General features: G+C 68.7%; 23 protein-coding genes. 8 read left to right on the forward strand and 15 right to left on the reverse strand.

What is annotated here, in order from left to right; all coding sequences use genetic code 11:
• Positions 1 to 70 precede the first annotated feature (70 nt).
• Together DIS04_RS17960 and yccS are read left to right on the forward strand one after the other, a co-directional pair.
• Positions 71 to 427: a hypothetical protein gene (locus tag DIS04_RS17960; RefSeq protein WP_111415168.1), complete on the forward strand. Its 357-nt coding sequence runs from the start codon at positions 71 to 73 to the stop codon at positions 425 to 427.
• A 140-nt stretch (positions 428 to 567) separates the two neighbouring features.
• The gene (yccS, locus tag DIS04_RS17965; protein WP_111415169.1) at positions 568 to 2,781 is read left to right on the forward strand and encodes a YccS family putative transporter; all 2,214 of its coding nucleotides are present in this window, start codon (positions 568 to 570) and stop codon (positions 2,779 to 2,781) included.
• Between the two features lie 6 nt (positions 2,782 to 2,787).
• Here yccS and recG read toward each other — a convergent pair whose 3' ends face one another.
• On the reverse strand, positions 2,788 to 4,881 hold the full coding sequence (recG, locus tag DIS04_RS17970; protein ID WP_111415170.1) for an ATP-dependent DNA helicase RecG: 2,094 nt from the start codon (positions 4,879 to 4,881) through the stop codon (positions 2,788 to 2,790).
• Positions 4,878 to 5,798 carry a hydrogen peroxide-inducible genes activator gene (locus DIS04_RS17975; protein WP_111415171.1) on the reverse strand — a complete coding sequence of 307 codons (921 nt, stop codon included), beginning with the start codon at positions 5,796 to 5,798 and terminating at the stop codon, positions 4,878 to 4,880. The genes recG and DIS04_RS17975 overlap by 4 nt, the downstream gene beginning before the upstream one ends.
• A gap of 77 nt (positions 5,799 to 5,875) precedes the next feature.
• Between DIS04_RS17975 and DIS04_RS17980 the strand changes: the two genes are divergently transcribed.
• Positions 5,876 to 6,748 (forward strand): NAD(P)H-binding protein, encoded by an 873-nt coding sequence (locus DIS04_RS17980; protein ID WP_111415172.1) that lies wholly within the window; start codon positions 5,876 to 5,878, stop codon positions 6,746 to 6,748.
• 76 nt (positions 6,749 to 6,824) lie between these two features.
• On the opposite strand, the gene DIS04_RS17985 is transcribed toward DIS04_RS17980, so the two are convergent.
• The 11 genes from DIS04_RS17985 to DIS04_RS18035 all read right to left on the reverse strand — a co-directional run bounded on the left by DIS04_RS17985 (position 6,825) and on the right by DIS04_RS18035 (position 18,600).
• Positions 6,825 to 7,331: an acyloxyacyl hydrolase gene (locus DIS04_RS17985; protein ID WP_111415173.1), complete on the reverse strand. Its 507-nt coding sequence runs from the start codon at positions 7,329 to 7,331 to the stop codon at positions 6,825 to 6,827.
• A 70-nt stretch (positions 7,332 to 7,401) separates the two neighbouring features.
• Positions 7,402 to 7,914: an RNA 2',3'-cyclic phosphodiesterase gene (gene thpR / locus DIS04_RS17990; RefSeq protein ID WP_111415174.1), complete on the reverse strand. Its 513-nt coding sequence runs from the start codon at positions 7,912 to 7,914 to the stop codon at positions 7,402 to 7,404.
• Positions 7,915 to 7,940: 26 nt separating this feature from the next.
• On the reverse strand, positions 7,941 to 8,330 hold the full coding sequence (locus DIS04_RS17995) for a RidA family protein (protein ID WP_111415175.1): 390 nt from the start codon (positions 8,328 to 8,330) through the stop codon (positions 7,941 to 7,943).
• Positions 8,331 to 8,417: 87 nt separating this feature from the next.
• On the reverse strand, positions 8,418 to 10,553 hold the full coding sequence (locus DIS04_RS18000) for a RelA/SpoT family protein (protein WP_111415176.1): 2,136 nt from the start codon (positions 10,551 to 10,553) through the stop codon (positions 8,418 to 8,420).
• 22 nt (positions 10,554 to 10,575) lie between these two features.
• Positions 10,576 to 10,836 carry a DNA-directed RNA polymerase subunit omega gene (rpoZ, locus tag DIS04_RS18005; protein WP_111415177.1) on the reverse strand — a complete coding sequence of 87 codons (261 nt, stop codon included), beginning with the start codon at positions 10,834 to 10,836 and terminating at the stop codon, positions 10,576 to 10,578.
• Between the two features lie 117 nt (positions 10,837 to 10,953).
• The gene (gmk, locus tag DIS04_RS18010) at positions 10,954 to 11,568 is read right to left on the reverse strand and encodes a guanylate kinase (protein WP_111415178.1); all 615 of its coding nucleotides are present in this window, start codon (positions 11,566 to 11,568) and stop codon (positions 10,954 to 10,956) included.
• A 140-nt stretch (positions 11,569 to 11,708) separates the two neighbouring features.
• On the reverse strand, positions 11,709 to 12,623 hold the full coding sequence (glsB, locus tag DIS04_RS18015) for a glutaminase B (RefSeq protein ID WP_111415179.1): 915 nt from the start codon (positions 12,621 to 12,623) through the stop codon (positions 11,709 to 11,711).
• Positions 12,624 to 12,709: 86 nt separating this feature from the next.
• The gene (locus DIS04_RS18020; protein ID WP_111415193.1) at positions 12,710 to 14,188 is read right to left on the reverse strand and encodes an alanine/glycine:cation symporter family protein; all 1,479 of its coding nucleotides are present in this window, start codon (positions 14,186 to 14,188) and stop codon (positions 12,710 to 12,712) included.
• A gap of 326 nt (positions 14,189 to 14,514) precedes the next feature.
• Complete coding sequence (locus DIS04_RS18025; protein WP_111415180.1) at positions 14,515 to 15,933, reverse strand: sigma-54-dependent transcriptional regulator; 1,419 nt, start codon at positions 15,931 to 15,933, stop codon at positions 14,515 to 14,517.
• Positions 15,930 to 17,666, reverse strand: coding sequence for a transporter substrate-binding domain-containing protein (locus tag DIS04_RS18030; protein ID WP_111415181.1), 1,737 nt, complete (start codon positions 17,664 to 17,666; stop codon positions 15,930 to 15,932). Before DIS04_RS18030 ends, DIS04_RS18025 begins: the two co-directional genes overlap by 4 nt.
• A 55-nt stretch (positions 17,667 to 17,721) precedes the next feature.
• On the reverse strand, positions 17,722 to 18,600 hold the full coding sequence (locus DIS04_RS18035) for a YicC/YloC family endoribonuclease (protein WP_111415182.1): 879 nt from the start codon (positions 18,598 to 18,600) through the stop codon (positions 17,722 to 17,724).
• 168 nt (positions 18,601 to 18,768) lie between these two features.
• Here DIS04_RS18035 and rph point away from each other — a divergent pair, with 168 nt between their 5' ends.
• Positions 18,769 to 19,506, forward strand: coding sequence for a ribonuclease PH (gene rph, locus DIS04_RS18040; protein WP_111415183.1), 738 nt, complete (start codon positions 18,769 to 18,771; stop codon positions 19,504 to 19,506).
• 222 nt (positions 19,507 to 19,728) lie between these two features.
• Here rph and DIS04_RS18045 read toward each other — a convergent pair whose 3' ends face one another.
• Entirely contained in the window at positions 19,729 to 20,496 is a 768-nt protein-coding gene (locus tag DIS04_RS18045; protein ID WP_111415184.1) for an exodeoxyribonuclease III, read from the reverse strand.
• A gap of 144 nt (positions 20,497 to 20,640) precedes the next feature.
• Between DIS04_RS18045 and pyrE the strand changes: the two genes are divergently transcribed.
• The 4 genes from pyrE to rep are packed head-to-tail and all read left to right on the forward strand — an operon-like array spanning position 20,641 to position 24,512.
• Positions 20,641 to 21,297 carry an orotate phosphoribosyltransferase gene (pyrE, locus tag DIS04_RS18050; RefSeq protein WP_111415194.1) on the forward strand — a complete coding sequence of 219 codons (657 nt, stop codon included), beginning with the start codon at positions 20,641 to 20,643 and terminating at the stop codon, positions 21,295 to 21,297.
• Positions 21,298 to 21,345: 48 nt separating this feature from the next.
• Positions 21,346 to 21,912, forward strand: coding sequence for a YfaZ family outer membrane protein (locus DIS04_RS18055; protein WP_111415185.1), 567 nt, complete (start codon positions 21,346 to 21,348; stop codon positions 21,910 to 21,912).
• Between the two features lie 58 nt (positions 21,913 to 21,970).
• Positions 21,971 to 22,444 (forward strand): tRNA (uridine(34)/cytosine(34)/5-carboxymethylaminomethyluridine(34)-2'-O)-methyltransferase TrmL, encoded by a 474-nt coding sequence (trmL, locus tag DIS04_RS18060; RefSeq protein ID WP_111415186.1) that lies wholly within the window; start codon positions 21,971 to 21,973, stop codon positions 22,442 to 22,444.
• A 4-nt stretch (positions 22,445 to 22,448) separates the two neighbouring features.
• The gene (gene rep, locus DIS04_RS18065; protein ID WP_111415187.1) at positions 22,449 to 24,512 is read left to right on the forward strand and encodes a DNA helicase Rep; all 2,064 of its coding nucleotides are present in this window, start codon (positions 22,449 to 22,451) and stop codon (positions 24,510 to 24,512) included.
• A gap of 78 nt (positions 24,513 to 24,590) precedes the next feature.
• Here the strand turns inward: rep and DIS04_RS18070 are convergent.
• Positions 24,591 to 24,896: c-type cytochrome (locus DIS04_RS18070; RefSeq protein WP_162623115.1), on the reverse strand; the 306-nt coding region annotated here is incomplete at its 5' end.

The raw sequence follows: 24,896 nt of genomic DNA on the forward strand, positions 1-24,896 counted from the left end.
CGAATGCTCTCGTGACGCGGCCTGTCCGTCAGGCCGCGATATCCCTTCCCTCGCTCGAATCGGACTCGACATGAAGCTGCGACTGCTGCTGTGGCTGCTGGGCTTGATGCTCAAGCGCGCCTTGCGCCGCAAGCCGGGGTTCCGCCAGGCGCTCGCCGACGCGCGTCGCCTCGACTGGGGCATCGCCACCGAGGACCTCAGCATCGCGCGCCACTTCCGCATGTCGCCGGAGGGCATCCAGACCGGTGCGGGCCTGCCGGTGGATCTCGACCTGGAGCTGCGCTTCGACGACGAGGCCACCGCCCTCCGCGTGCTGCGCAAGCCGACCCAGCAGGCCTTCCTCGACGGCATGATGGCCGGCAAGGTACGCCTGGTCGGCGACTCGGCCGATCTCAACAAGCTGCAGAAGCTGCTCAAGCAGCTCTGACCGCCCTGTACACGGCATGACGTGACGTGGACATTACCCACCAGCGGCCGCAGCCGCGCCAGGCATCATGAGTTATACGAAAGTCTAGGGTGGGTTAGAATGACCCCTTGGACTTCCTACATGGCGCCCTAGAGCCCCCCATGCCGATCTCGCTCACGCTACCCCTGCGGCGTCTGTGGACGCTGGACAAGTTCGCCTACAGCCTGCGGGTCTTTCTCGCCTTCAGCGGGGCATTGCTGCTGAGCTGGTTCCAGGCCGACATCGGTCTGGTGATCCCGCTGTTCCTGGGCATCATCGCCAGCGCGCTGTCGGAGACCGACGACAGCTGGCAGGGACGCCTGCAGGCGCTGGCGGTGACGCTGGTGTGCTTCGCCGCGGCGGCGCTCGTCGTGCGCTGGCTGTTTCCCTGGCCGTGGCTGTTCGCCCTGGCTCTGGGAGGCGCAACCTTCGTGCTGATCATGCTGGGCGCCATTGGGCAGCGCTACGCCACCATCGCCTCCGGCACCCTGATCCTGTCGATCTACACCATGATCAACATCGAGCACCAGGGCGGCGTGCCGCAGCCGGGCGACTGGAGCCAGACGCTGCTGATCCTCTCGGGAGCGGCCTGGTACGGCGCGATCTCGGTGGTCTGGTGTGCGCTCTTCTCGCGCCAGCCGGTCAAGCAGAGCATGGCCCAGCTCTATCGCGAGCTGGGCAGGTACCTGATGCTCAAGGCGACGCTGTTCGAGCCACTGCGCGGCATCGACCTCGAGGCGCGCCGCCTGGCGCTGGCGCGACAGAACGGCAGGGTAGTGACGGCGCTCAACCAGGCCAAGGAGATGATCTTCCGCCGGCTCGAGGGGCAGCGCGGCGAGGGCAAGCTCCACCGCTACCTGCGCCTCTACTTCATCGCCCAGGAGATCCACGAGCGCGCCAGCTCCACGCACTACCCCTATGCCCGACTGACCGAGGCGTTCTTCCATCACGACGTGCTGTTTCGCTGCCAGCGCCTGCTCGACCAGCAGGGCCTGGCGTGCAAGCGGCTGGGCAAGGCGCTGCTGCTCAACCGCCCCTTCGAGCACGACCAGAGCGAGCAGGCGCTGGCCGACCTGCGCGCTTCCATCGACCACCTGCGCGCCATGCGCAACCCGGCCTGGCGCGAGCTGATGCCTCCCCTGAGCGCCCTGGCCGACAACCTCGCCACCCTCGAGGAGTGCCTGGCCGCGGGCGACAACCCCGATGCCGGCGACGACCCGGACGACGCGGCGCTGTTCAACCGTTCGCCCGCCAGCGTGAAGGAGGCCTGGGAGCGCGTGCGCCTCAACCTGACGGTGGGTTCGCCCACCTTCCGCCATGCCGTTCGCCTGCCCATCGCGCTGCTGGCGGGCTACGCCCTGCTGCAGTGGGTCCATCCCTCCCAAGGCTTCTGGATCCTGCTCACCACACTGTTCGTCTGTCGCCCCAACTTCGCCGCCACCCGGCGCTTCCTGACCCAGCGCATCGCCGGCACCGTGCTGGGGCTGGTGGTCGGCTGGCTGTCGATCACGCTGTTCCCCTCCGCGCTGCTGCAGGCGCTGATCGCGGTATTCGCCGGCGTGACCTTCTTCGCCACGCGCGAGAAGCACTACGTGATCGCCACCGCCGCCATCACGCTGCTGGTGCTGTGCAGCTTCAACCAGGTCGGCGACGGCTTCGACCTGATCTGGCCGCGGCTCTTCGATACCCTGATCGGCGCGCTGATCGCCGGGGCGGCGGTGTTCCTGATCCTGCCCGACTGGCAGGGTCGGCGCCTGCACCGCGAGGCGGCAGGTGTGCTCGAGGCCAGCCGTCGCTACCTGGAGGAGATCCTGCGCCAGTACGCCAGCGGCAAGCAGGACGATCTCGCCTACCGCCTGGCGCGGCGCAATGCGCACAACGCCGATGCGGCGCTGTCGACCGTGCTGGCCAACGTGCTGCAGGAGCCCGAGCCCTATCGCAAGCGTGCCGCCGACGACGGCTTCCGCTTCCTGGTGCTGTCGCACACGCTGCTGGGCTACCTGTCGGCGCTGGGTGCGCATCGCCAGCGGCTCGGCGCGGAGGCCCACGACGCCCGCTGGCTCGCCGAGGGGCATCGCATCGCCGACTACCTGGCGATGCTGGCCGACGCGCTGGCGCGCCGCGCCGCCAGCCCCGGGCTGGAGGAGGCAAGAAAGGCGATCCTGGCGCAGCTCGAAGGCAAGCCGCCGGGGTGGGAGGCAGAGGTCTACCGGCCCATGCACACGCAGCTGCTGCTGATCGCCCAGCAGCTCGGGCCGCTGACCGAGGCCGCCGAGCGTCTGATCGCCGCGCCCGGCGACCGCGACGACACCGCGGCCCCGGTGGCGGCCGGCTGACCCCCGCTACACCTGTCCGTAGCGGCCCGCCTCCTCGCCCAGCCAGCGGCGGATCAGCGGGCGACTGGCCTCGGGGTGGCGGGCCAGCAGCGCCTCGGCCAGGGGCGCGACGCGCTCGAGCAGGTCGCCGTCGCGCTCCAGATCGGCGATCTTCATCTGGGCGAGCCCGGTCTGGCGGGTGCCCAGCACCTCGCCAGGGCCGCGTAGCTCGAGGTCCTTCTCGGCGATGCGGAAGCCGTCGGTGGTCTCGCGCATCACCGCCAGGCGCTCGCGGGAGTGGGCCGACAGCGGGCCGTGGTAGAGCAGCACGCAGAAGCTCTCGCTGGTACCGCGACCGACCCGACCGCGCAGCTGGTGCAACTGGGAGAGCCCCAGGCGTTCGGGATTCTCGATGATCATCAGGCTGGCGTTGGGCACGTCGACGCCCACCTCGATCACCGTGGTGGCCACCAGCAGGTCGAGCTCGCCGCTCTTGAAGGCCTCCATCACCGCAGCCTTCTCGGCCGCTTTCATGCGTCCGTGGACCAGGCCGATGGCCAGCTCCGGCAGCGCCTCGGTGAGCTCGTCGCGGGTCGCCTCGGCGGCCTGGCACTGCAGCGCGTCGGACTCCTCGATCAGGGTGCAGACCCAGTAGGCCTGGCGCCCCTCGGCGCAGGCGTGGCGGATGCGCGCGACCACCTCGGGGCGGCGTTCGTCGGGCACCACCACCGTCTTCACCGGGGTGCGCCCGGGCGGCAGCTCGTCGATGATCGAGACGTCGAGGTCGGCGTAGGCGCTCATCGCCAGGGTGCGCGGGATCGGCGTGGCGGTCATCACCAGCTGATGCGGCGTGAGCCCGCCGGCCTCGCCCTTCTCGCGCAGCGCCAGGCGCTGGTGCACGCCGAAGCGGTGCTGTTCGTCGACGATGGCGAGCCCCAGGCGCTGGAAGTGCACGTCGCCCTGGAACAGCGCGTGGGTACCCACCACCATGCGCGCGCGGCCGTCGAGGATGGCCGCCTTGGTGTCGAGGCGTGTCTTGCCCTTGAGCTTGCCGGCCAACCAGGTCACTTCGATGCCGAGCGGCGCGAACCACGCCTTGAGCGTACGGTAGTGCTGCTCGGCCAGTATCTCGGTGGGCGCCATCATCGCCGCCTGGCAGTCGCCGGCGATGGCCGAGAGGGCCGCCATGGCGGCCACCACCGTCTTGCCCGAGCCCACGTCGCCCTGCACCAGGCGCAGCATGGGCACCTCGCGGGCCAGGTCGGCGCCGATCTCGTCGAGCACGCGGCGCTGGGCACCGGTCAGCGAGAAGGGCAACTGGGTGAGGAAGCGCGCCTGCAGACTGCGACCGCTGGGCAGCGCCGGGGCGCCGTCCTGCTGAATCTTCAGGCGGACCTGCTGCAGGCTCAGGCGATGGGCCAGCAGCTCCTCCAGCGCCAGGCGGCGGGTGGCCGGGTGCTTGCCGCTGGCCAGGCGCTCGGGGTCGGCGTCGGGGGGCGGCTGATGCAGGACGTGCAGGCAGTGGTGCAGCTCCGGCAGGCCGAAGCGGGTGCGCAGGTCTTCGCCGATCCAGTCGGGCAGTGCCTCGGGGGCCTCGTCGAGGCGGGCCAGGGCCTGCTCGATCAGCGCCCGCAGGCGCGCCTGGTGCAGCCCCTCGGTGGTGGGGTAGATGGGCGTCAGGTGATCTTCCACCGGCGGTGCATCGGTGCTGAGCAGGCGGTACTCGGGGTGGTAGATCTCGAGCCCGGTGGCGCCGGCGCGGGCCTCGCCGAAGCAGCGCACCCGGGTGCCGGGGCGGAACTGCTGCTGCTGCGCCGGCGAGAAGTGGAAGAAGCGCAGGCTGATGATGCCCGATCCATCGCGCAGCCGCACCAGCAGGCTGCGCCGGCGCCCCTTGATCACGTCGCTGGCCGAGACCTCGCCCTCCACCACCGCCTCGTGGCCGGCGCGCAGGGTGCCGATCGGCGTGACCCGGGTGCGATCCTGGTAGCGCAGCGGCAGGTGGAAGAGCAGGTCGGCCACGCTCTCCACGCGCAGTCGCGCCAGCTTAACGGCGAGCGCTTCGCCGACGCCCTTGAGCGAGGTGACCGGCGCGTCGAGCGCCTTTGTGTCAGCGCTCATGCCGATTCGGGAAGCGCCTCGTGACACTGCTGGATGGCGTCGGTGACGGCGTCGATCGCCTTGGGACGCGGGAAGCTGGCACGCCAGGCGATCGCCACGGTGCGCGACGGCGCCGGCGACTTGAACGGCCGGCTGACGAGCAGCCCGCTCTCGTAGTGCCCGGTGCCGATGGCCGAACGCGGCAGCACGGTGATGCCGAGCTTGGAGGCGACCATGTGGCGAATCGTCTCCAGCGAGCCGCCCTCGGCGGTCAGGGTGTTGCTGGGGCTGTTGAGCTGATGGCTGATGGCGGGGCAGGCCTCGAGGATCTGGTCGCGGAAGCAGTGACCCTCGCCCAGCAGCAGCAGGCGCTCCTTGAGCAGGTCCTCCTTGTCGATGAACTCGCGCCGGGCCCAGGCGTGGTCGGCCGGCATCAGCACCTCGAACTCCTCCTCGTAGAGGGGCTTGGTGACCACGTCGGTCTCGTTGAACGGCAGCGCGATGATGATGGCGTCGAGCTCGCCGCTGCGCAGCTTGCGCCGCAGGTTGGCGGTGAAGCCCTCCTCGATGTAGAGCGGCATCTGCGGCGCGCTGCGGGTCAGCGCCGGCACCAGGTGCGGAAACAGGTAGGGACCGATGGTGTAGATGGCGCCGATGCGCAGCGGGCTCGCCAACTGGTCCTTGCCGGCGTTGGCCAGCTCCTTGATCACGCTGCTCTGTTCCAGCACGCGCTGGGCCTGCTCGACGATCTTCTCGCCCAGCGGGGTGACCTGGACGGTCGACTTGGAGCGCTCGAACAGCGCCACGCCGAGCTCCTCCTCGAGCTTCTTGACCGCCACCGACAGCGTGGGCTGGGAGACGAAGCAGCGCTCGGCCGCGCGGCCGAAGTGACGCTCCTGCGCCAAGGTTACGATGTATCGAAGTTCTGTTAGAGTCATGTCTGGTGCCCCGTGGGCATCCTCTCGGACGATAGATGACTTTCAATAGGGACTTTTTATCAGGGGGCGAGAGAAAGGTGAAGAAAACGACACTGATTCTGGGTTGTGGCGACATCGGCATGGTGCTGGGCAGGGAGCTGCTGGAGGCCGGGCATCGCGTGATCGGCGCCCGCCGCAGCGCCGCGGCGCTGGAGGGGAGCGGCATCGAGCCGCTGCCGCTCGACCTGTGCGACGAGGCGGCCCTGGCCGAGCTGCCCGACGCCGATTACGTGGTCTACATTCTGAGCGCCGATCGCTTCGACGAGGCGGCCTACCGGGCGGCCTATTGCGACGGCCTCAAGGCGGTTCTGCGCACCTACGAGGGGCGCGAGGCGGTTCCCAAGCGCCTGTTCTTCGTCTCTTCCACCAGCGTCTATGCGCAGAAGGAGGGCGAGCGGGTCGACGAGGCGAGCCCCGCGCAGGCGGCCGGCTTTTCCGGCACGGTGATGCGCGAGGCCGAGCAGGCCCTGCTGGAGAGCGCCCTGGCCGGCACCACGGTGCGCTTCTCCGGCATCTACGGCCCGGGCCGGGATCGCCTGATCCGCCAGGTCCAGGAGGGGCGCATCGCGCCGAAGAGCCCGCCCATGTACTCCAACCGCATCCACCGCGACGACTGTGCCGGCGTGCTGGCCCACCTGATCGGTCTCGATGTGGCGGGCAGGACGCTCGACGACCTCTACCTGGCCAGCGACTGCGCACCGGAGCCGCTCCACGAGGTCATGGCATGGCTGGCCGCCCAGCTCAAGGTGGAGCCCACCGAGGTGATCCAGGCCCCGCTGCGCAAGCGGGCGAGCAAGCGCTGCGACAACTCGCGCCTGCGCGAGACGGGCTATGTCTTCCGCTATCCCAGCTACCGCGAGGGGTACGCCCAGGTGATGCGCGAGGGCGGCTTCCTCGCCGAGCCGGTCTGATCCGGGCGCGAGGCGACGGGCGACGCGGGGAGTCCGCCTCGCCCTGTTCCGTTCGGGGCGCGCCTGCCGCCGGCGTTCACAGCGGCAGACGGTAGCCCAGCGCCAGCACCTCGATGCCCTCGTTGGGGTCCTTGATGCCGGCGTTGGAATAGTGGGTGAACTCCAGCGCGACTTCGCCGGGCCCCAGCGCCCCGCCGAGCGCGATGCGATCCTGGAACTGGAACGCCGTGGAGAGGTCACGCGAACCGATTCGCGCGTCGAGAAACACCGCGGCACCGATGCCGCCCTCGAGGTAGACGCTTCGCTTACCGGCGAAGGTATAGCGCAGCATCGGGCTGAGCAGCCAGGCGGCGTTCTCGTCGTTGTCATCCCCGTCGAGCAGCAGCAGCCCGGTGGCCAGGCGCAGGTCGAGCTGCGGATGCAGGCGTTCGAGGCCGATCAGGGTATCGAGCTCGATGCGGCCGGCGGCGGCCGATTCGCTGGTGATGCCGCCCGCCACGTAGAGGTCGGCCAGGCTGGCCTGACTGGCCGCCATGGCCAGGCCGAGGCAGAGGCCGGCAGCGATGGTCTTGTTCCGAAACACCGTGTTCTCCCTTTTTCTTGTGCGCCCGTGATTGGTTCGCCAATCGCGGGCGCGCATCCTTCCGTGGAGCTCAACCCTGCGATACGGCCAGACGACGATAGCGGGCCCCCCGCTCGTCGAGGGTCGATTGGATCAGCTCCAGCTGATTATAGGACCAGCTGAGGTCGATGGCAGGCATGTTTTCCAGGTCGTCCACGGCGGCCCGTCGCAGCAGGGTGACATGAGGCATGAAGCGGGCGGGGCGCTCACCGAGGCCGAGCGATTCGAGGCTGCTCCAGAGCCCGCCCTGCAGGCGCCCCAGGGCGGCCTCGCCCTCATCGCCGCCGACCCAGACGATGCCGGGCCGACGGAAGCTGCCCCAGCGATCGAGGCGCCACACGCCGGGCGCGATGGCCAGCCCTCGCACCCACGCCGCCAGCTCGGCCGCCCTGGCCTCTTCCACCTCGCCGAGAAAGGCCAGCGTCAGGTGCAGGCTCGCGTCGGGCATGCGCCGCCCGCCGCAGCGGGCGTGGGCGATATCCGCCAGCGCGCCGAGCCGCTTACGCAGCCCGGGCGGCGGTATCAGGGCCAGGAACAATCGCATGCGGCGGGCAACCGGAACCGGCCGTTTCAGTCGCCGATGACGAGGATCGCCTCCGCCTCGACCTGGGCGCCTTTCGGCAGCGCCTTCACGCCCACCGCGGCCCGGGCGGGGAAGGGGGCCTCGAAGAACTCCTCCATCACCTGGTTGACGATGGCGAAGTTGCCCAGGTCAACGAGGTAGAGGTTGATCTTGACGATCTCGCCGAGCGAGCCGGCGGCCTCCTCGCACACCGCCTTGAGGTTGCTGAAGACCTGGCGCGCCTGGGCCTCGAAGTCCTCGGAGACGAGCTCCATGGTGGCCGGGTCGAGCGGGATCTGGCCGGAAAGATAGACGGTGTTGCCGGCCTTGATGGCCTGGGAGTAGGGGCCGATGGCGGCGGGGGCCTTCTCGGTATTGATGACGGCCTTGTTGCTCATGACGCTCTCCTCGTGGTGTGTTCTGTGTCGCAAGGGTCAATGAAAGGCCCGCCCGCCGCGGACGGCGGCAAGCGGGCCGAAACGGGGTCAATTGCCGACGCGGGTGATCTTGCCGACGTGGGACAGGTTGCGGATGCGCTTGATGATGCGCGCCAGGTGCACGCGGTCGCGTACCGCCAGGGTCAGGTGCACGATGGAGAGCCGGGCGTCGCGTTCCTCGATGCCGATACGCTCGATGTTGGCGTCGGCGTCGGTGACCAGGCTGGCCAGCTCGGCGACCAGTCCGCGGCGGCTCTCGATCTCGATGCGCAGGGCCACCGGGAAGTCCTCGCCGATCTCGTCGGACCACTCCAGGGCGAACAGCTTGTCGGGATCGCCCTTGAGTTCGTCGAGGTTGCGACACTCGGTGCGGTGCACCACGATGCCCTTGCCCACCGACAGGTGGCCGACCACCGGGTCGCCCGGCAGCGGGTGGCAGCAGCGGGCGAACTTGATCACCATGCCTTCGGCGCCGCTGATCACGATGGGGCCCTGCGGCGCGAGCACTCGCTCGCCGGCTTCGGCCATGTCGCCGTGCAGCAGGTCGATCAGCCGCCGCGCCACCACGTGGGCCACCCGGGCGCCCAGGCCGATCGACTCCAGCAGGCTCTCCTCGCTCTTCAGCGACAGCTCCTCCAGCAGCTCCGGGACCACGTTCTGCGGGAGCTCCTCCAGGCTGGTCTCGAAGTCGGCCAGGGCCTTGTTGAGCAGGCGCCGGCCGAGCTGCACCGCCTCGGTATGCTGCTGGTGCTTGAGCGCGTGGCGAATCGCCGAGCGCGCCTTGGCGGTGATCACGAAGTTGAGCCAGGCCAGGTTGGGCCGCGCCCCGGGGGCGGTGATGATCTCCAGCGTCTGGCCGCTCTCCAGGCGGGTAGAGAGCGGCGCCAGGTGGCGGTCGATGCGACAGGCGATGCAGCTGTTGCCGATATCGGTATGCACGGCGTAGGCGAAGTCGATCACCGTGGCGCCCTGGGGCAGCTCCATGATGTCGCCGCGGGGCGTGAACACGTAGATGTCGTCGGGGAACAGGTCGTTCTTGACGTGCTCGATGAACTCCAGCGAGTCGCCGGCGTGGCGCTGCATCTCGAGCAGCCCCTTGACCCACTCCCGGGCGCGGGCGTGGCTGCCCTCGGCGATGGGGTGGTCGGTCTGGCCGGCCTTGTAGAGCCAGTGGGCGGCGATGCCGTTGTTGGCCATGGCCTCCATCTCGCGGGTGCGGATCTGCACCTCGATGGGCATGCCGCCGCTGCCGAACAGGGTGGTGTGCAGGCTCTGGTAGCCGTTGGCCTTGGGGATGGCGATGTAGTCCTTGAAGCGCCCCGGTACCGGCTTGTAGAGGTTGTGCACCACGCCGAGGATGCGGTAGCAGCTGTCGACATCCTCGGTGATGATGCGAAAGCCGAACACGTCCATGATCTCGGCGAACGGCTTGCGCTGGTCGCGCATCTTCTTGTAGATCGACAGCAGGTGCTTCTGGCGGCCCACCACGGTACCGGGCAGGCCCTCGTCGTCGAGGCTCTTCTGCAGCGCGCTCTGGATCTGGCGAATCGCCGAGCGGCGATGGCCGCGGGCGCTGGAGACGGCGCGCTTGATGCGCTCGGCGCGCATCGGGTGCAGGGCCTGGAAGGAGAGGTCCTCGAGCTCGACGCGGATGGTGTTGATGCCCAGGCGGCTGGCGATGCGGGCGTAGATCTCGAGCGTCTCGCGGGCGATGCGGCGCTTCTTCTCGGGGCGCAGGGCGCCCAGCGTGCGCATGTTGTGCAGGCGGTCGGCGAGCTTGACGATGATCACGCGGATGTCCCTGGACATCGCCAGCACCATCTTCTGGAAGTTCTCGGCCTGGGCGACGGCCTTGTCCTCGAAGGTGATCTGGGTCAGCTTCGAGACGCCGTCGACCAGCTCCGCCACCGGCTTGCCGAACTGCTCGGCGAGGGCCTCCTTGGACACGCCGGTGTCCTCGATCACGTCGTGCAGCATGGCCGACATCAGGCTCTGGTGGTCCATGTGCATGTTGGCGAGGATGTTGGCCACGGCGAGGGGGTGGGTGACGTAGGGTTCGCCGGAGCGCCGGCGCTGGCCGTCGTGGGCCTGCTCGGCATAGTAGAAGGCGCGCTTGACCTGCTGGATCTCGTCGGGAGGGAGGTAGCCGCCGAGTCTGTCGGCCAGGTCGTCGATGGTGAACATTAGCGCGCCTTGGGTGACCGCCTTACTCCTCGAGGGCGAGGCCCGGATCGCCTTCGCGGCGAATCCTGACCGGCGCCTCGATCGGCTCGTCGAGCACGCTGTGGTCCACCAGGCCGGCGGCGATCTCGCGCAGCGCCATCACGGTGGGCTTGTCGTTCTCCCACGGCAGCTGAGCGTCGCGAGAGCCGCGCGACAGCTGACGCGCACGCTGGGTGGAGATCATCACCAGCTTGAAGCGATTTTCGACGTTTTCCAGGCAATCTTCGACGGTGACACGCGCCATATTGGGTACTTCCCGAAACTGTGAGGGTCCCCGGCCACGGCCGGAGCACCGAAATGGAACAGGACAGACTAGATTACTCGACGCCCGGCGGCCGTGACAAGCGCCCTGAGGCCGGGGTCATGACAACAGCGCCGCCAGCAGCGGGCCATGGGTCTCGCGCACCCGGGCAAGACTCAGGCGTCGACCGATCACCAGCGACTGCAGTTCGCGCAGGGCGGTGGTGAAGTCGTCGTTGATCACCAGGTAGTCGTACTCGTCGTAGTGCGACATCTCGCTGACCGCGTCGCGCATGCGCCGGGCGATGGTGGCGTGCTCGTCGGTGCCGCGGCTGGCCAGGCGCCGCTCGAGCTCCTCGCGCGATGGCGGCAGGATGAAGATCGACACCGCCTCGGGCAGCTGCTCGCGGACCTGGCGCGCACCCTGCCAGTCGATCTCCAGAATCACGTCCTGGCCGGCCTCGAGCAGGGCCTCCACCGCCGGCCGCGCGGTGCCGTAGAAGTTGTCGAACACCCGGGCGTACTCGAAGAACTCGCCGCGCGCGATCATCGCCTCGAATTCGTCGACCTCGACGAAGTGGTAGTTGACGCCGTTCACCTCGCCGCGACGCCGGGGCCGGGTGGTATGCGACACCGAGACCTGAATGCCGTCGAGGCTCTCGATCAGCTCGCGTACCAGGGTGGTCTTGCCGGCGCCGGAAGGCGCGGAAACGATGAAAAGCGTACCTTGGGACATATCGGGCTCCGGATCGCAAATGCCCCCGTTCGCGCGAGGCAAAGGGGGCGAGCGCCATGGCTGCGCGTTCGAGCGGGACAGTATACCCGCCCGGCCGTGGGCGCGTCATGGGCTGTGGCGGTCGCCGCGGCGCGGCCGCCTCAGGCGTCCGGCGGGGGCGGGTCGAGCTCCTCGGCGAACAGCTCCAGGGCGTGCTGGGCGGCCACCGAATTGCCGCTGTCGTCGAGCGCCGGCGACCAGGCGCAGACCGTCATCCTGCCCGGCACCACGGCGACGATGCCGCCGCCGACGCCGCTCTTGGCCGGCAGCCCGACGCGGTAGGCGAAGTCGCCGGCCGCGTCGTACATGCCGCAGGTGGTCATGATCGCGTTGATCCGCCGCGTCAGCCCCGGCGAGACGAAGCGCTCGCCGGGGCCGCGGGCGTGGCCGTCGCTGGCCAGGAAGCTGAGGGCGATGGCCAGGTCCCGGCAGCTCATCGCCAGCGCGCAGCAGGAGAAGTAGGTGCGGAGCACCTCGTCGACCTCGTTGTCGAGGTTGCCGAAGGCCTTCATCAGGTAGGCCGCGGCGGCGTTGCGTGCACGGTGCTGCCACTCCGAGGCCAGCACCTCGTCGTCGATCAGGATCGAGGCGTTGCCCGCCAGCCGCCGGGCGACGTCCCTCAGGTGCTTGTCCGGCGTGACGAAGGCGCTCACCAGGCAATCCGCCACCGCGATGGCGCCGGCGTTGATGAAAGGATTGCGCGGCTTGCCCCGCTCGGCTTCGAGCAGGGCCAGCGAGTTGAACGGCATGCCCGACGGATTGAGGCCGACCCGCTGCCACAGCGCCTCGCCGTGGGTGCGCAGGGCGAGGGTGAGCAGCAGCACCTTGGCGATGCTCTGTATCGAGAAGGGCGTCTCGGCGTCGCCGGCCACGTACCGCTCGCCGGCGTTGGTGTACACGGCAATGCCGAGCCGCGCGGGATCCTGGCGGGCCAGTGCCGGGATGTAGTCGGCGACGCGCCCCCTGCCGAGCCGCGTGCGGGCGCGGGCGTGGATGTCCTCCAGCCAGCGCTGCATGTCCGCCCTCTCCGGCCGGGCCCGTGGGCGCCCAGCCGGCCTCGATGCGTCGAGGCCGGCGGAAGGGGGCGTGGGGCTTGCCAACCTCACTTCACCGGCTGGCCGGGGGCCTGCGTCCCGGCACCGTAGCGCTTGAGGCGCTCGATATCCTCGGGCTCGATCTCCCAGGCCGCCGGGTCGATATCGAGATCGGCGAACTTGCCGGCATCGAACACGGGGTGGCGGATGCCGGCGCGGATCTGGTCGTCGAAATCGCGCAGGATGCGCAGGCCCGGCTTGAACAGCAGCAGCAGGGCGATGAGGTTGGCCAGCGCCAGGAAACCCATGGTCACGTCGGCGAAGGCGAACACCGTGCCCAGGTCGGTCATCGCGCCCCAGCCGCACAGTGCGATGACGGCGATGCGGAAGACGTTGAACAGCGTGACGTTGCTCTCGCTGAAGAAGTTGAGGCTGTTCTCGCCCAGGTAGTAGTTGTAGAGGATGGTGCTGAAGCCGAACAGCAGCAGTGCGACGCTGACGAAGCTGCGGCCCCATTCGCCGACGTGATCGGCCAGCGAGGCCTGGGTCAGCGCCACACCGCCGATCTCGACGCCGCCCGCCGGGTCGTAGGCGCCGCTGAGCAGGATGATGAAGGCCGTGCACGAGCACAGGATCAGGGTGTCGATGAACACCGAGAAGGCCTGCACGACGCCCTGGTTGGCCGGGTGCGGCACGTAGGCCACGGCGGCGACGTTGGGTGCGCTGCCGAGCCCCGCCTCGTTGGAGAACAGGCCGCGCTTGACGCCCATCATGATAGCCGCGCCGATGCCGCCGCCGACGGCTTGCTCGAGGCCGAAGGCGCTGTTGACGATCAGCAGCACGACCTCGGGGATGCGCGCCAGGTTCAGGCCCAGCACCACGATGGCGATCAGCAGGTAGCCGATGGCCATCACCGGCACCAGTACCTCCGCGACCCGCGCGATGCGCTTGATGCCGCCGAAGATGATCAAGCCGACGAGTACGGCCATGCCCAGGCCGGAATAGGCGACCGGCACGCCGAAGGCGTCGTCGAAGGAGGTCGCCACGGCGTAGGACTGCAGGGCGGTGAAGCCGAAGCCGAAGGTGACCAGCAGCAGCACCGAGTAGACGCCGGCGAGCCACTTCCAGCGCTTGCCGAGGCCGTGGGCGATGTAGTAGGCCGGCCCGCCGCGATAGGTGCCGTCCGGCTGGGCCGTCTTGTAGGCCTGGGCGAGGGTGCACTCGAGGAAGCTGGTGGCCATGCCCATCAGGCCGACCACCCACATCCAGAAGATCGCCCCGGGACCGCCGAGGGTGATGGCGACCGCGACCCCGGCGATGTTGCCGCCACCGACGCGCCCCGCCACCGAGAGCAGCAGGGCCTGGAAGGAACTCAGGTGGCCGTGCCGGTCGCGCTTGAACGCCTGGCTGGCGCCGAGGATGCGGAACATGCGGGCGAAGTAGCGAAACTGGACGAAGCGGGAGCGCACGGTGAAACCGACACCGACCGCGATCAGCAGGGCGATGAGCACCTTGCCCCAGAGCAGGTCATTGATTACGTCCAGCATCATGCGGCCTCCCCGGCGACGGTAGGCGGAGCAACGGGGCAGGCGGCGGGGACGGGAGTCGTTGTTGTTGGCATGGGGTGAACCTCTTGCTTGCGTTTGTTGACATGGCCCGCCGATGGCGGCGGGCCGTGTTCGTAACGCAAGGTCCGTGCCAGAACTTGCATGCGGTAATCCCTTGTTTTTAGTGTGGAAAAACAGGGGGAGTCGAGCGGGGCGTGCTCAAGGGGTATAACCCGCGGTCCACAGTGCGGCGCTGTCGGCGAGGAAAGGTCTTCAATAACAACAAGGTGCAGTGGGCATAACCGAGGTTATGGCTATAACCTCGGTTATGCCCCTTCGCCGCGCTGCTTCTTCAGCCGCTTGCTCAGGGCCGGCTGCGAGATGCCCAGCCAGCGCGAGGCCATGGACTGATTGCCCTCGGCGCGCTTCAGCGCCTCTTCCACCAGCAGGTCGGCGACTTCGTCCAGCGTGGGCAGCGGCTCGTCGGCGGCGAACACGGCCCGCTGGCGATGGTGTGAAGGCGAGTCGTCGCCACAGGCCTGGTCGATGGCACGCTTGAAAGCTTCCATGGAGAGCGTGCGGCTGCGGTGCTGGCTCATGGCATCGAAGACCATGGCACGCAGCTCGCGCACGTTGCCGGGGAAGGCGTAGTTGCCCAGCATCACGGCCAGCTCCGGGGGGTAGCTCGGCTTGCCCTTGCCGAGCTCGGCGGCCGCCTCGGCGAGGAAGTGGTCCAGCAGCAGGGAGATGTCCTGCTTGCGCTGGCGCAGCGGGGGGATGTGCACCTGATGCGTACGCAGGCGGTAGTAGAGGTCCTTGCGGAAGGTGCCGGCGCGCTGCTTCTCGGCCAGGTCGTGGTGCGTCGCCACCACCACGCGGGCCTGGAGGCGCTTGGGCCGGTCGCTGCCCAGCGGGTAGTACTCGCCCTCCTGGAGCAGGCGCAGCAGCTTGACCTGGGAGGCCAGGCTGAGGTCGCCGATCTCGTCGAGCAGCAGGGTGCCGCCCGCGGCCTGCTCGATCATGCCGGCGCGCGGCTGCTCGGCGCCGGTGAAGGCGCCGCGCTGATGGCCGAACAGGGTATCGGCAAAGACGTTGTCGTCGAGCCCCGCCACGTTGACGCAGACCAGTGGCCCCTGACGACCGCTCAGGGTATGGGCAGCGCGGGCGATCAGCTCCTTGCCCACGCCGCTCTCGCCGGAGATCAGGATCGGCTGCTGGGTCAGCGCCACCGACTCCAGGTACTGGAAGACCGCGCGCATGCCCTTGTCGGCGGTGACGATGTGGGCGAAGGCCTCGGGTCGCTCCAGGGTGTCGTCGAGCACGCGCCGGCGCAGCGCCTGGTTCTCCTGGCGCAGCTCCTGCAGGCGAATGGCGCGGCGGATGCCCTCGACCAGGCGGCTCTCCTCGTCGGTCTTGACGAAGTAGTCGAAGGCGCCGAGCTTGATGCAGCTGACCGCGGTTTCCACCTGGTTGAGGCCGCTCACCACGATGACGCCGACGTCGGGGTACTCCTCGACGATGCGCGCCAGCAGCTCCTCCCCCGACAGGTGGGGCATGGTCAGGTCGAGGGTCACCAGGCCGATGTTCTCCCGCGCCAGGAGCTCCATGACCTCGCGACTGTCGTGGCAGCGGTGGATATGGTTGATCCCCCCGCTGCGCTCCAGGGCGATGCCCAGGCTGCGCAGGAAGGAGGGCTCGTCGTCGACGAGCAGCACGCCGAAGGCGGGGTAGAGGCTCTGCGTCATGGCGTGTCTGGCTCCTGCTGTCGAAGCGGGGTTGCGTCGGGCGACGCCGCGCCGGGCTTCGCGGACGGCAGCGACAGGGTCGCGCGGGTGCCGTGGCCGGGGCGGGAGTCGAAGGTCAGGCTGCCCTGGTGTTCGGCGACGATGCCGGCGGAGACGGACAGGCCCAGGCCGGTACCGCCGCACTCGCGTCGGGTGGTGAAGAAGGGGTCGGTCAGCCGGTGCATGGCCTCGGGCGCGATGCCGCGGCCCTCGTCGCACACTTCCAGCACGACCCGCTCCTCGGCGCGTTCGTGGCGGGTGGTGAGGCGGATGCCCTGGGTGGGCCGCTCCAGCGCCTGGCAGGCGTTGAGCACCAGGTTGATCACCACCTGCTCGATGCGCTGGGCATTGCCCACGAGGGGCGGCAGGTCATCGGCATACTGGATCTCGAAGCGGCCGGTCGCCTGGCGGATCGAGTTGTCGACCAGGCGCACGGCGGTGGCCACCACCGCATTGAGATCGACGGTGTCGGCCGGTTCGTCGCCACCCTGGCGGGCGAAGTCCTTGAGGTCGCCGACGATGCGCTTGATGCGCCGCGTGCCCTCCTGCATGTCGTCGATCATGCCGGGGATCTCCTCGCGCATGCGCGAATAGGGCAGCCCGCCGAACGAGAAGTCACCGTGGGCACGGTAATGTGCCTCGAGGATCGGCTCGGCGTCGGCCCAGGCCTCGCGCAGCACCGGCAGGTTGAGCAGCAGCAGGCTGCTGGGGTTGTTGATCTCGTGGGCCACGCCCGAGACGAGCACGCCGAGCGAGGCCATCTTGTCGGCCTGGATCAGCTGCTGCTGATGCTGGCGCAGCTCCGCGGTGCGCGCCGCCACCTCGCGCTTGAGCATACGGTTCCAGATCACGATGGCGCCGAGTACGAGCAGCAACAGCGCGGAGAGCGCCGCACCGACCTGGCCGACCTTCTGCCACGGGATGCCTTCGCGGCCCTCCAGCGGCCCCAGCCACTTGTCGTAGATCGCCTGGTGACGGCCGGTGTTCTTGAGGATGGCCAGCCCCTCGCTGAACTTGGCCAGCAGGTTGGCGTCGCCCTGGCGCACCGCGTAGCCGTAGCGCAGCGCGAAGGGCCGCGCCACCGGCACCAGGTTGGTCAGCCCCAGCTCGCGGCTGAGGTAGAGCGCCGGCAGGTTGGCCACCAGGGCGTAGTCGTGCTGGCCGGCGGCCAGGGCCCTGAGCGCATCGGCATGAGTATCGACGGGGACCACCTTGGCGTCGATGCCATGCTCGATCAGGTAGTCGTGCATGATGTCGCCGCGCTGGACGATGACCTCCTTGCCGTGCAGCTCCTCGACTTCCACCGCGGGATCGCCGCGGCGGGCGAAGATCGACTGGTGGACGATGGCGTGGGGCGGCGCGAAGTCGAACTGCGCGGAACGCGCCTCGGAGTAGGACATACCCTGCAGGATGTCGATCTCGCCCTGCTCCAGCCCGCGGCGCACCTCGCTCCACGGCTTCAGCTCGATGCGTACCTCGATGCCCATCACCTCGGCGATGGCCCGGGTCAGCTCGACGTTGTAGCCGGCCGGCTCGCCGTCCTCGTCAAGGAATTCGTAGGGCGGGTGGTAGTGATCGCCACCGACGACGATCACGTCCCTGTCGGCGTTGGCAGCGTTCGTCTCGGCCTGCCCCCAGCCGGGCAGGGGCACGGCGAGGCAGGCGGCCAGTGCCGCCAGCCGTATCCAGCCCATGGGGCTGGAAGGAAGTCCACGACAGGGCAGTGCCCGGCTTGCCGTCATTGCTGCACTACTCGATATTCTGGATCTGCTCGCGCATCTGCTCGATCAGTACCTTGAGTTCCACTGCGCAGCGGGTGGTGCTGGCCACCGCCGACTTGGAGGAGAGGGTGTTGGCCTCGCGGTTGAGCTCCTGCATCAGGAAGTCGAGGCGGCGCCCCTTGGGCCCCTTCTGGTCGAGCTGGCGCGCCACCTCGCCGACGTGGGTCTCGAGCCGGTCGAGCTCCTCGTCGACGTCGGCCTTCTGCGCCAGCAGCACCAGCTCGGCCTCCAGCCGCTGGGGGTCGAGCTCGGTCTTGACCGCCTCGAGGCGGTCAAGCAGCAGGGCGCGCTGGCGCTCGAGGATCTCCGGCATCAGCCGGCGCACCTCGGCGACCTGCTCGCGCACGCCGGCCAGGCGCTCGCGAATCAGCGCCGCGAGCTTGTCGCCCTCGCGGGCGCGGGCTTCGATCAGCTCGTCGAGGGCAGCCTCGAACAGTGCCGTGGCTTCCGCCTTCACTTCGTCCAGGTCGACGCCCTGGGCGTCGAGCACGCCAGGGTGGTCGAGCAGCGAGAGGGCATCGGGCATGGCGACCTGGGGCAGCGCCTCGCGGATCTCGCCCAGCGCCTCGGCCAGGGCGACCAGCCGGGTGTGATTGACGGCCAGGGTCTCGCTGATATCGGTGGGTTCGAAGCGCAGGTGGCACTCCACCTTGCCGCGCGCCAGGCGCGTGCGCAGCGCCTCGCGAAAGGCGGGCTCGAGGTCGCGCAGCGCCTCGGGCAGCCGGAAGAAGGGCTCGAGGTAGCGCTGGTTCACCGAGCGCAGCTCCAGCTGCAGGCTGCCCCAGTCGCCTTCGCGGCTCTGGCGGGCAAAGGCGGTCATGCTGTGTACCTTGCTATGGGCGACCATGGCGACTCCTTGTTCGATCGACTGCGCCGCTGCCGGCATCAGCCCGGCGACATCTCGGACAAGGAGTGTAACCGATTCCCCGGTCCAACCGTGTAGAATGGCCAGCCATTCGATGCCTCGCCGCTGCCGCGACATCGTCCCGATCGTTCTTCGTCTTCGAGAGGTACCATGGCTTCCGACCCCACGCGTCCCAGCGGACGGCGCCCCGACCAGCCCCGCGAGATTCGCCTGACCCGGGATTTCACCCGCCATGCCGAGGGCTCGGTGCTGGTGGAGTTCGGCGACACCAAGGTGCTGTGCAACGCCAGCGTCGAGGCCGGCGTGCCGCGCTGGCTGCGCGGCAAGGGCCAGGGCTGGGTCACCGCCGAGTACGGCATGCTGCCACGCGCCACCCACACCCGCGGCGGCCGCGAGGCGGCCCGCGGCAAGCAGGGCGGGCGCACGCTGGAGATCCAGCGCCTGATCGGCCGTTCGCTGCGCGCCGCGGTGAACCTGAAGAAGCTGGGCGAATTCACCGTCACCGTCGACTGCGACGTGATCCAGGCCGACGGCGGCACCCGCACTGCTTCGATCACCGGCGGCTGCGTGGCGCTGGTGGATGCCATCCGCTACCTGCAGCGCAAGAAGCTGATCAAGGGGGACCCCTTCGTGCAGCTGGTCAGCTCGGTCTCGGTGGGGCTCTACAGGGGCGTGCCGGTGGTCGACCTCGACTACCCCGAGGACAGCGCCGCCGAGACCGACATGAACGTGGTGATGGCCGAACCGGGCGGGCTGATCGAGGTGCAGGGCACCGCCGAGGCAGGGGTGTTCTCGCGCGAACAGCTCAACGCCATGCTCGAGCTGGCCGAGAACGCCGGCGCCCAGCTCTTCGAGCACCAGCGCGAGGCACTGGGCATTCGCCGCTGAACACTGGCGCGGATGGCGCCGGGGACAGGCCGAAGTGGAGGTCCTGCGCCATGGATGGCGGCGGTAGCGCCCAGGGATGGGCTCACAGCGCCTCCGCGATGGTCCGGCACCCCGGGGCCAGTCGACGGAACCACCATGAGCGTCTGCTCAATGCATAGCGCCGGCCTTGATAGGCCGGCGCTATGCGTTTCGGGAAGCCCGGGCGCGACGAAGAGGGCGTGCTTACAGCGTCAGGTCGTACTCGACGAACAGCGGGGCGAACTCGCTGAAGGTGGCATCGTAGTCGATCCAGGCGTCGACCACGTGGCGGCGCAGGTTGGGGCCGACGATCTGGTAGTCGATACGCCAGCCTTCCTGGCGCGAGCGCGGCACCTCCTGGTCGAGCTTGGGCCACCAGGTGTACTCGCCGGCGTCGCGGTTGATCTCGCGGAAGGTGTCGATGAAGCCGGTGGGGCCGAACACCTGGTCCATCCAGGCGCGCTCCTCGGGCTTGAAGCCCGGCGTGGCCTGGTTGTCGGCCCAGTTCTCCAGGTCGACGGTCTTGTGGGCGATGTGCCAGGTGCCGCAGATGATGTACTCGCGACGCTTGCGGGCCATCTTGTTCAGGTATTCCTGGTACTGGGCCATGAACGCCTGCTTGGCGGCATAGTCGCTGCCGTCGGGCATCAGGAAGCTGGCGATGCTGAAGCGGTCGTAGTCGGCCTGCAGGAAGCGCGCCTCGTGATCGCACTGGGGGAAGCCGAGACCGTACATGATCGCCTTGGGGATCTTGCGGCAATAGATCCCCACGCCGGAGAAGTCGTCCTGTTCGGCGTCGAGGAAGTAGCCTTCGTAGCCCTCCGGGTAGAGAATGCTGTCATCCAGCTCGAAGCTCTTGGCCTTGAGGTTCTGGACGCAGATGACATCGGCGTCCTGTTCGGCCAGCCAGTCGAGAAAGCCTCGACCGACGGCCTCGCGGATTCCGTTGACATTGATGGTGGCAATTTTCATACATGGTCCCTTTGACGTCGCGCGTGTATGATACCCGACGTTTCGACGTTTGGGTAAATGGCCCGCATGGATATTCATGGTAGGACACAGAATTCCATTTCCATGGAGCCTATGAATAGCAGGGGGAGCGCCGTGTCGGCCAGCATGCATGCCTATCAGCGTGAGTTCATCGAGTTCGCCATCGAGCAGGGCGTGCTGAGGTTCGGCGAGTTCACCCTCAAGTCGGGCCGCGTCAGCCCCTACTTCTTCAATGCCGGCCTGTTCCGCAGCGGCGGCGCCCTGGCGCGCCTCGGCCGTTTCTACGCCGATGCCATCGAGGCCAGCGGCCTGCGCTTCGACGTGCTGTTCGGCCCGGCCTACAAGGGTATTCCGCTGGCGGCCACCACCGCCGTGGCGCTGGCCGACCATCACCAGCGCGACCTGCCGTTCGCCTTCAACCGCAAGGAGGCGAAGGACCACGGCGAAGGCGGTCACATCGTCGGTGCCGAGCTCGCCGGGCGCATCCTGATCATCGACGACGTGATCACCGCGGGCACGGCGATCCGCGAGGTGATGGCGCTGATCGAGGCCGCCGGTGCCGAGGCGGCCGGCGTGGTGATCGCACTCGATCGCCAGGAGCGCGGCAACGGCGCGCAGAGTGCCATCCAGGAGGTCGAGTCACGCTACGCCATGCCGGTGATCAGCATCGTCACGCTGGACATGATCCTGGCCTATCTCGAGCAGCACGCCAGCGAGGCGCTTCAGGGGCATGCGGCAGCCATACGCGACTATCGCGCGCGCTATGGCGTCGTTGCCGAGTGATCAAGAGTGAAGGTGCGCGCCTGACGCGCATCGGTTGAGGAGTCGTCGATGAAAACGTGCGAACGGTTCGCCAGGGCCACCCTGGCGGTGGGTGTGCTGTTCACGGCTGCCGGTGCCCACGCCGCCGGCAGCCTGGATCTCAATCTCGGCGCCGATGCCGTGCAGTTCGAGGCCGCCGGGGAGATCACCCAGGGCGTGGCCCTGGGCGGCGGCGTCATCAACAGCGAGTACCGCGAGGATGCCACCCTCTACCATGCCCAGTTGCTGGGCGTGCAGCGCAACCGCGAGCGCGACGTCGGCATCGGCGCGCGCTGGACCCAGTTCGACACCGACTACGGCGACGGCGGCGGTGTGGGCCTGGGCGGCTACGGCTATGTCTACCTGCCGCAGGCGCCGGACGTCTCGCTGGGCGGCTACGGCTTCTATACCCCCGGCGCGGTGACCAGCGGCGACCTCGACGACGGCTACGAGGTCGGCGTGCGGGCGCGCTACGCCTTCACGCCCAACGTCGACGGCTACGTCGGCCTGCGCCAGACGGCGGCCGACTTCGACAACCGTCACGGCAGCCGCACGCTGGATCGTGGCGCCCAGGTCGGCGTCCGCCTCAGCTTCTGATCGACTCGCCGTACCGGCGGGCCCATCGGGGCCCGCCAGCGCTTCCAGGCAGGCCGCCATGCTCGACGTCGTGCTCTTCGAACCCGAGATCCCGCCCAACACCGGCAACCTGATCCGCCTCTGCGCCAACAGCGGCTTTCGCCTGCACCTCATCGAGCCGCTGGGCTTCGTGCTCGACGACAGGCGCCTGCGCCGCGCGGGGCTCGACTACCACGAGTGGGCGGCGGTGCAGGTGCACCGCGACTGGCCGGCCTTCGTCGAGGCCGTGAAACCGGCGCGCGTCTTCGCCGTTTCCACCCGCGGTCGCACCGGCTACCATGAGCCGAGATATGGTCCCGGCGACACCTTGCTGTTCGGGCCCGAGACCCGCGGGCTGCCTCAGGCGATGCTCGATGCCCTGCCGCCGGAGCAACGCCTGCGCATCCCCATGCGGGCGGACAGCCGCAGCCTCAATCTCTCCAACGCCTGCGCCATTCTGGTGTTCGAGGCCTGGCGCCAGCTGGGCTTCGCCGGCGCGGCGCAGCCCGAGTGATCCCATGAGCATTCAGCAACGCCTCGCCAAGCTCAATCCGCGCCAGCAGGAAGCCGTGCGCTACATCGACGGCCCCTGCCTGGTGCTGGCCGGCGCCGGTTCGGGCAAGACCAGCGTGATCACCACCAAGATCGCCTACCTGGTGCAGGTATGTGGCATGAGCGCACGCCGCATCGCCGCGGTGACCTTCACCAACAAGGCGGCCCGCGAGATGAAGGAGCGCGTCGGCCAGATGCTCAAGGGCAAGGAGGGGCACGGGCTGACCGTCTCGACCTTCCATACCCTGGGCCTCAACATCATCCGCGGCGAACTCAAGGCGCTGGGCTACAAGCCGGGGTTCTCGCTGTTCGACCCCGAGGACGCCAAGGCGCTGCTGCGCGACCTGATGAACAAGGACGCCCAGGTCGACGCCGAGCAGATCAATGCCGTGCAGCACCAGATCTCGGAGTGGAAGAACGACCTGGTGCTGCCCGGCCAGGCGCTGTCCCACGCCGTGGACGAGGATGAACAGTACGCTGCGCGGGTCTACGAGGCCTACGTGCGTCACCTCAAGGCCTACAACGCGGTGGACTTCGACGACCTGATCCTGCTGCCGGTGGTACTGCTCAAGGACAATCCCGAGGTGCTGGCGCGCTGGCGGCGCAAGATCCACTACATGCTGGTGGACGAGTACCAGGACACCAATGTCTCCCAGTACCTGCTGGTCAAGCTGCTGATGGACGAGCGCGCCACCTTCACCGTGGTGGGCGACGACGACCAGTCGATCTACGCCTGGCGCGGCGCGCGGCCCGAGAACCTGGTGACCCTGGGCGAGGACTTCCCGCGGCTCAAGGTGATCAAGCTGGAGCAGAACTACCGCTCCACCGGCACCATCCTGCGCGCCGCCAACACGCTGATCGCCAACAATCCCCACGTCTACGAGAAGACCCTGTGGTCGGAGATGGGCCAGGGCGCGCCGATCCGCGTGGTGGTCAACCGCCACGAGGAGGCCGAGGCCGAGCGGGTGGCCAGCGAGATCCTCACCCGGCGCATCAAGGAGTCAGCCTCCTGGCGCGACTTCGCGGTGCTCTACCGTGGCAACTTCCAGGCCCGGCTGCTGGAACTGAAACTCCAGCACTACCAGATTCCCTACAAGCTTTCCGGCGGCACCTCGTTCTTCTCGCGCAACGAGATCAAGGACGCCATGGCCTACCTGCGCCTGCTGATCAATCCGGCCGACGACAATGCCTTTCTGCGCATCGTCAACGTGCCGCGCCGCGAGATCGGTCCCGGCACCCTGGAGAAGCTGGCCAACTATGCCAACGACCCGGCCACCGGGCGCGGCATCTCGCTGTTCGATGCCTGCCATGAGCTGGGTTTGGAACAGGTGCTTCCGGCGCGGGCGGTGGAGCGCCTGGGACGCTTCACCCACTTCATCGACGGCGTCCGCCGACGCATGGACGAGGGCGATTCGCTGGCCGCGATACGCGGCATGCTGCACGAGATGGACTACGAGGCGTGGCTCTACCAGAACGCCAGCGCGCCGACCATCGCCGAGCGGCGCATGGCCAACGTGTGGACGCTGATCGACCAGCTCGAGAAGTCGATGCGGCGCGACCCGGAGGAGATCGAGGCGGACGACAGCGCCGAGACCGACGACGTCGAGGCGGCCATCTCGCGGCTGGTGCTGCGCGACATCCTCGAGCAGCAGGCCGAGGAGGACGACACCGACAAGGTACAGCTGCTGACCATGCACGCCTCGAAGGGGCTCGAGTTCCCGCATGTCTACCTGATGGGCCTCGAGGAGGAGCTCTTGCCCCACCGCAACGCCATCGAGGCCGGCACGGTGGAGGAGGAGCGGCGCCTGGCGTACGTGGGCATCACCCGGGCGCGCCGGACTTTGACCCTGACCCTGGCGCGCCAGCGCAAGGCCTTCGGCGAGCTGATGGACTGCACGCCGAGCCGCTTCCTCGACGAGCTGCCGCCGGACGACCTGGAGTGGGAAGGCCGCGCCGACCGGGAGGACCCGGAGAAGAAGCAGGCCCGGGGCCAGGACGCCATCGCCGGGCTGCGCTCGTTGCTCAGCTGAGCGTGGCCCGTTGCTCCAGGAACGCGACGGGGCGCCCGAAGGCGCCCCGTCGATACTGGCTTTTTCCGTGGAAGCGGCTTACTTCACCGGCTCGACCAGGAAGTCCACGGCGGCCCGCACCTCGTCATCCGACAGGTCGGTCTGGCCACCCTTGGGCGGCATGGCGCCGATGCCGTTGATGGCGTGGTCATAGAGCGTCTCGATGTCCTGATCGATGCGGTCCTCCCACTCGCCGGCTTCGCCACGGCGCGGGGCGCCGGCGGCACCGGTTGAGTGGCACGCCGTGCAGGCCTGGTTATAGATCGCCTCACCATCGATATCGGAGTCGTCGCCTGCCGCCTCGTCGTCGCCGGCAGCCTCGTCGTCGCCGGCAGCCTCGTCGTC

The sequence above is a fragment of the Billgrantia lactosivorans genome (genome assembly GCF_003254665.1).
In the GTDB taxonomy this organism is placed as follows: domain Bacteria; phylum Pseudomonadota; class Gammaproteobacteria; order Pseudomonadales; family Halomonadaceae; genus Halomonas; species Halomonas lactosivorans.

Excerpts from the sequence above, each read along its gene's own strand:
- DIS04_RS18030 (WP_111415181.1), bottom strand. The coding sequence starts at position 17,666 with ATGGGCTGGATACGGCTGGCGGCACTGGCCGCCTGCCTCGCCGTGCCC.
- gmk (WP_111415178.1), bottom strand. The coding sequence starts at position 11,568 with ATGTCCCAAGGTACGCTTTTCATCGTTTCCGCGCCTTCCGGCGCCGGC.
- trmL (WP_111415186.1), top strand. The coding sequence starts at position 21,971 with ATGCTCGACGTCGTGCTCTTCGAACCCGAGATCCCGCCCAACACCGGC.
- rph (WP_111415183.1), top strand. The coding sequence starts at position 18,769 with ATGGCTTCCGACCCCACGCGTCCCAGCGGACGGCGCCCCGACCAGCCC.
- DIS04_RS17960 (WP_111415168.1), top strand. The coding sequence starts at position 71 with ATGAAGCTGCGACTGCTGCTGTGGCTGCTGGGCTTGATGCTCAAGCGC.
- pyrE (WP_111415194.1), top strand. The coding sequence starts at position 20,641 with ATGCATGCCTATCAGCGTGAGTTCATCGAGTTCGCCATCGAGCAGGGC.
- glsB (WP_111415179.1), bottom strand. The coding sequence starts at position 12,623 with ATGCAGCGCTGGCTGGAGGACATCCACGCCCGCGCCCGCACGCGGCTC.
- DIS04_RS18000 (WP_111415176.1), bottom strand. The coding sequence starts at position 10,553 with ATGTTCACCATCGACGACCTGGCCGACAGACTCGGCGGCTACCTCCCT.
- DIS04_RS18025 (WP_111415180.1), bottom strand. The coding sequence starts at position 15,933 with ATGACGCAGAGCCTCTACCCCGCCTTCGGCGTGCTGCTCGTCGACGAC.
- DIS04_RS17995 (WP_111415175.1), bottom strand. The coding sequence starts at position 8,330 with ATGAGCAACAAGGCCGTCATCAATACCGAGAAGGCCCCCGCCGCCATC.
- recG (WP_111415170.1), bottom strand. The coding sequence starts at position 4,881 with ATGAGCGCTGACACAAAGGCGCTCGACGCGCCGGTCACCTCGCTCAAG.
- rpoZ (WP_111415177.1), bottom strand. The coding sequence starts at position 10,836 with ATGGCGCGTGTCACCGTCGAAGATTGCCTGGAAAACGTCGAAAATCGC.
- thpR (WP_111415174.1), bottom strand. The coding sequence starts at position 7,914 with ATGCGATTGTTCCTGGCCCTGATACCGCCGCCCGGGCTGCGTAAGCGG.
- DIS04_RS17975 (WP_111415171.1), bottom strand. The coding sequence starts at position 5,798 with ATGACTCTAACAGAACTTCGATACATCGTAACCTTGGCGCAGGAGCGT.
- DIS04_RS18020 (WP_111415193.1), bottom strand. The coding sequence starts at position 14,188 with ATGCTGGACGTAATCAATGACCTGCTCTGGGGCAAGGTGCTCATCGCC.
- yccS (WP_111415169.1), top strand. The coding sequence starts at position 568 with ATGCCGATCTCGCTCACGCTACCCCTGCGGCGTCTGTGGACGCTGGAC.
- DIS04_RS18055 (WP_111415185.1), top strand. The coding sequence starts at position 21,346 with ATGAAAACGTGCGAACGGTTCGCCAGGGCCACCCTGGCGGTGGGTGTG.
- rep (WP_111415187.1), top strand. The coding sequence starts at position 22,449 with ATGAGCATTCAGCAACGCCTCGCCAAGCTCAATCCGCGCCAGCAGGAA.
- DIS04_RS18045 (WP_111415184.1), bottom strand. The coding sequence starts at position 20,496 with ATGAAAATTGCCACCATCAATGTCAACGGAATCCGCGAGGCCGTCGGT.
- DIS04_RS18035 (WP_111415182.1), bottom strand. The coding sequence starts at position 18,600 with ATGGTCGCCCATAGCAAGGTACACAGCATGACCGCCTTTGCCCGCCAG.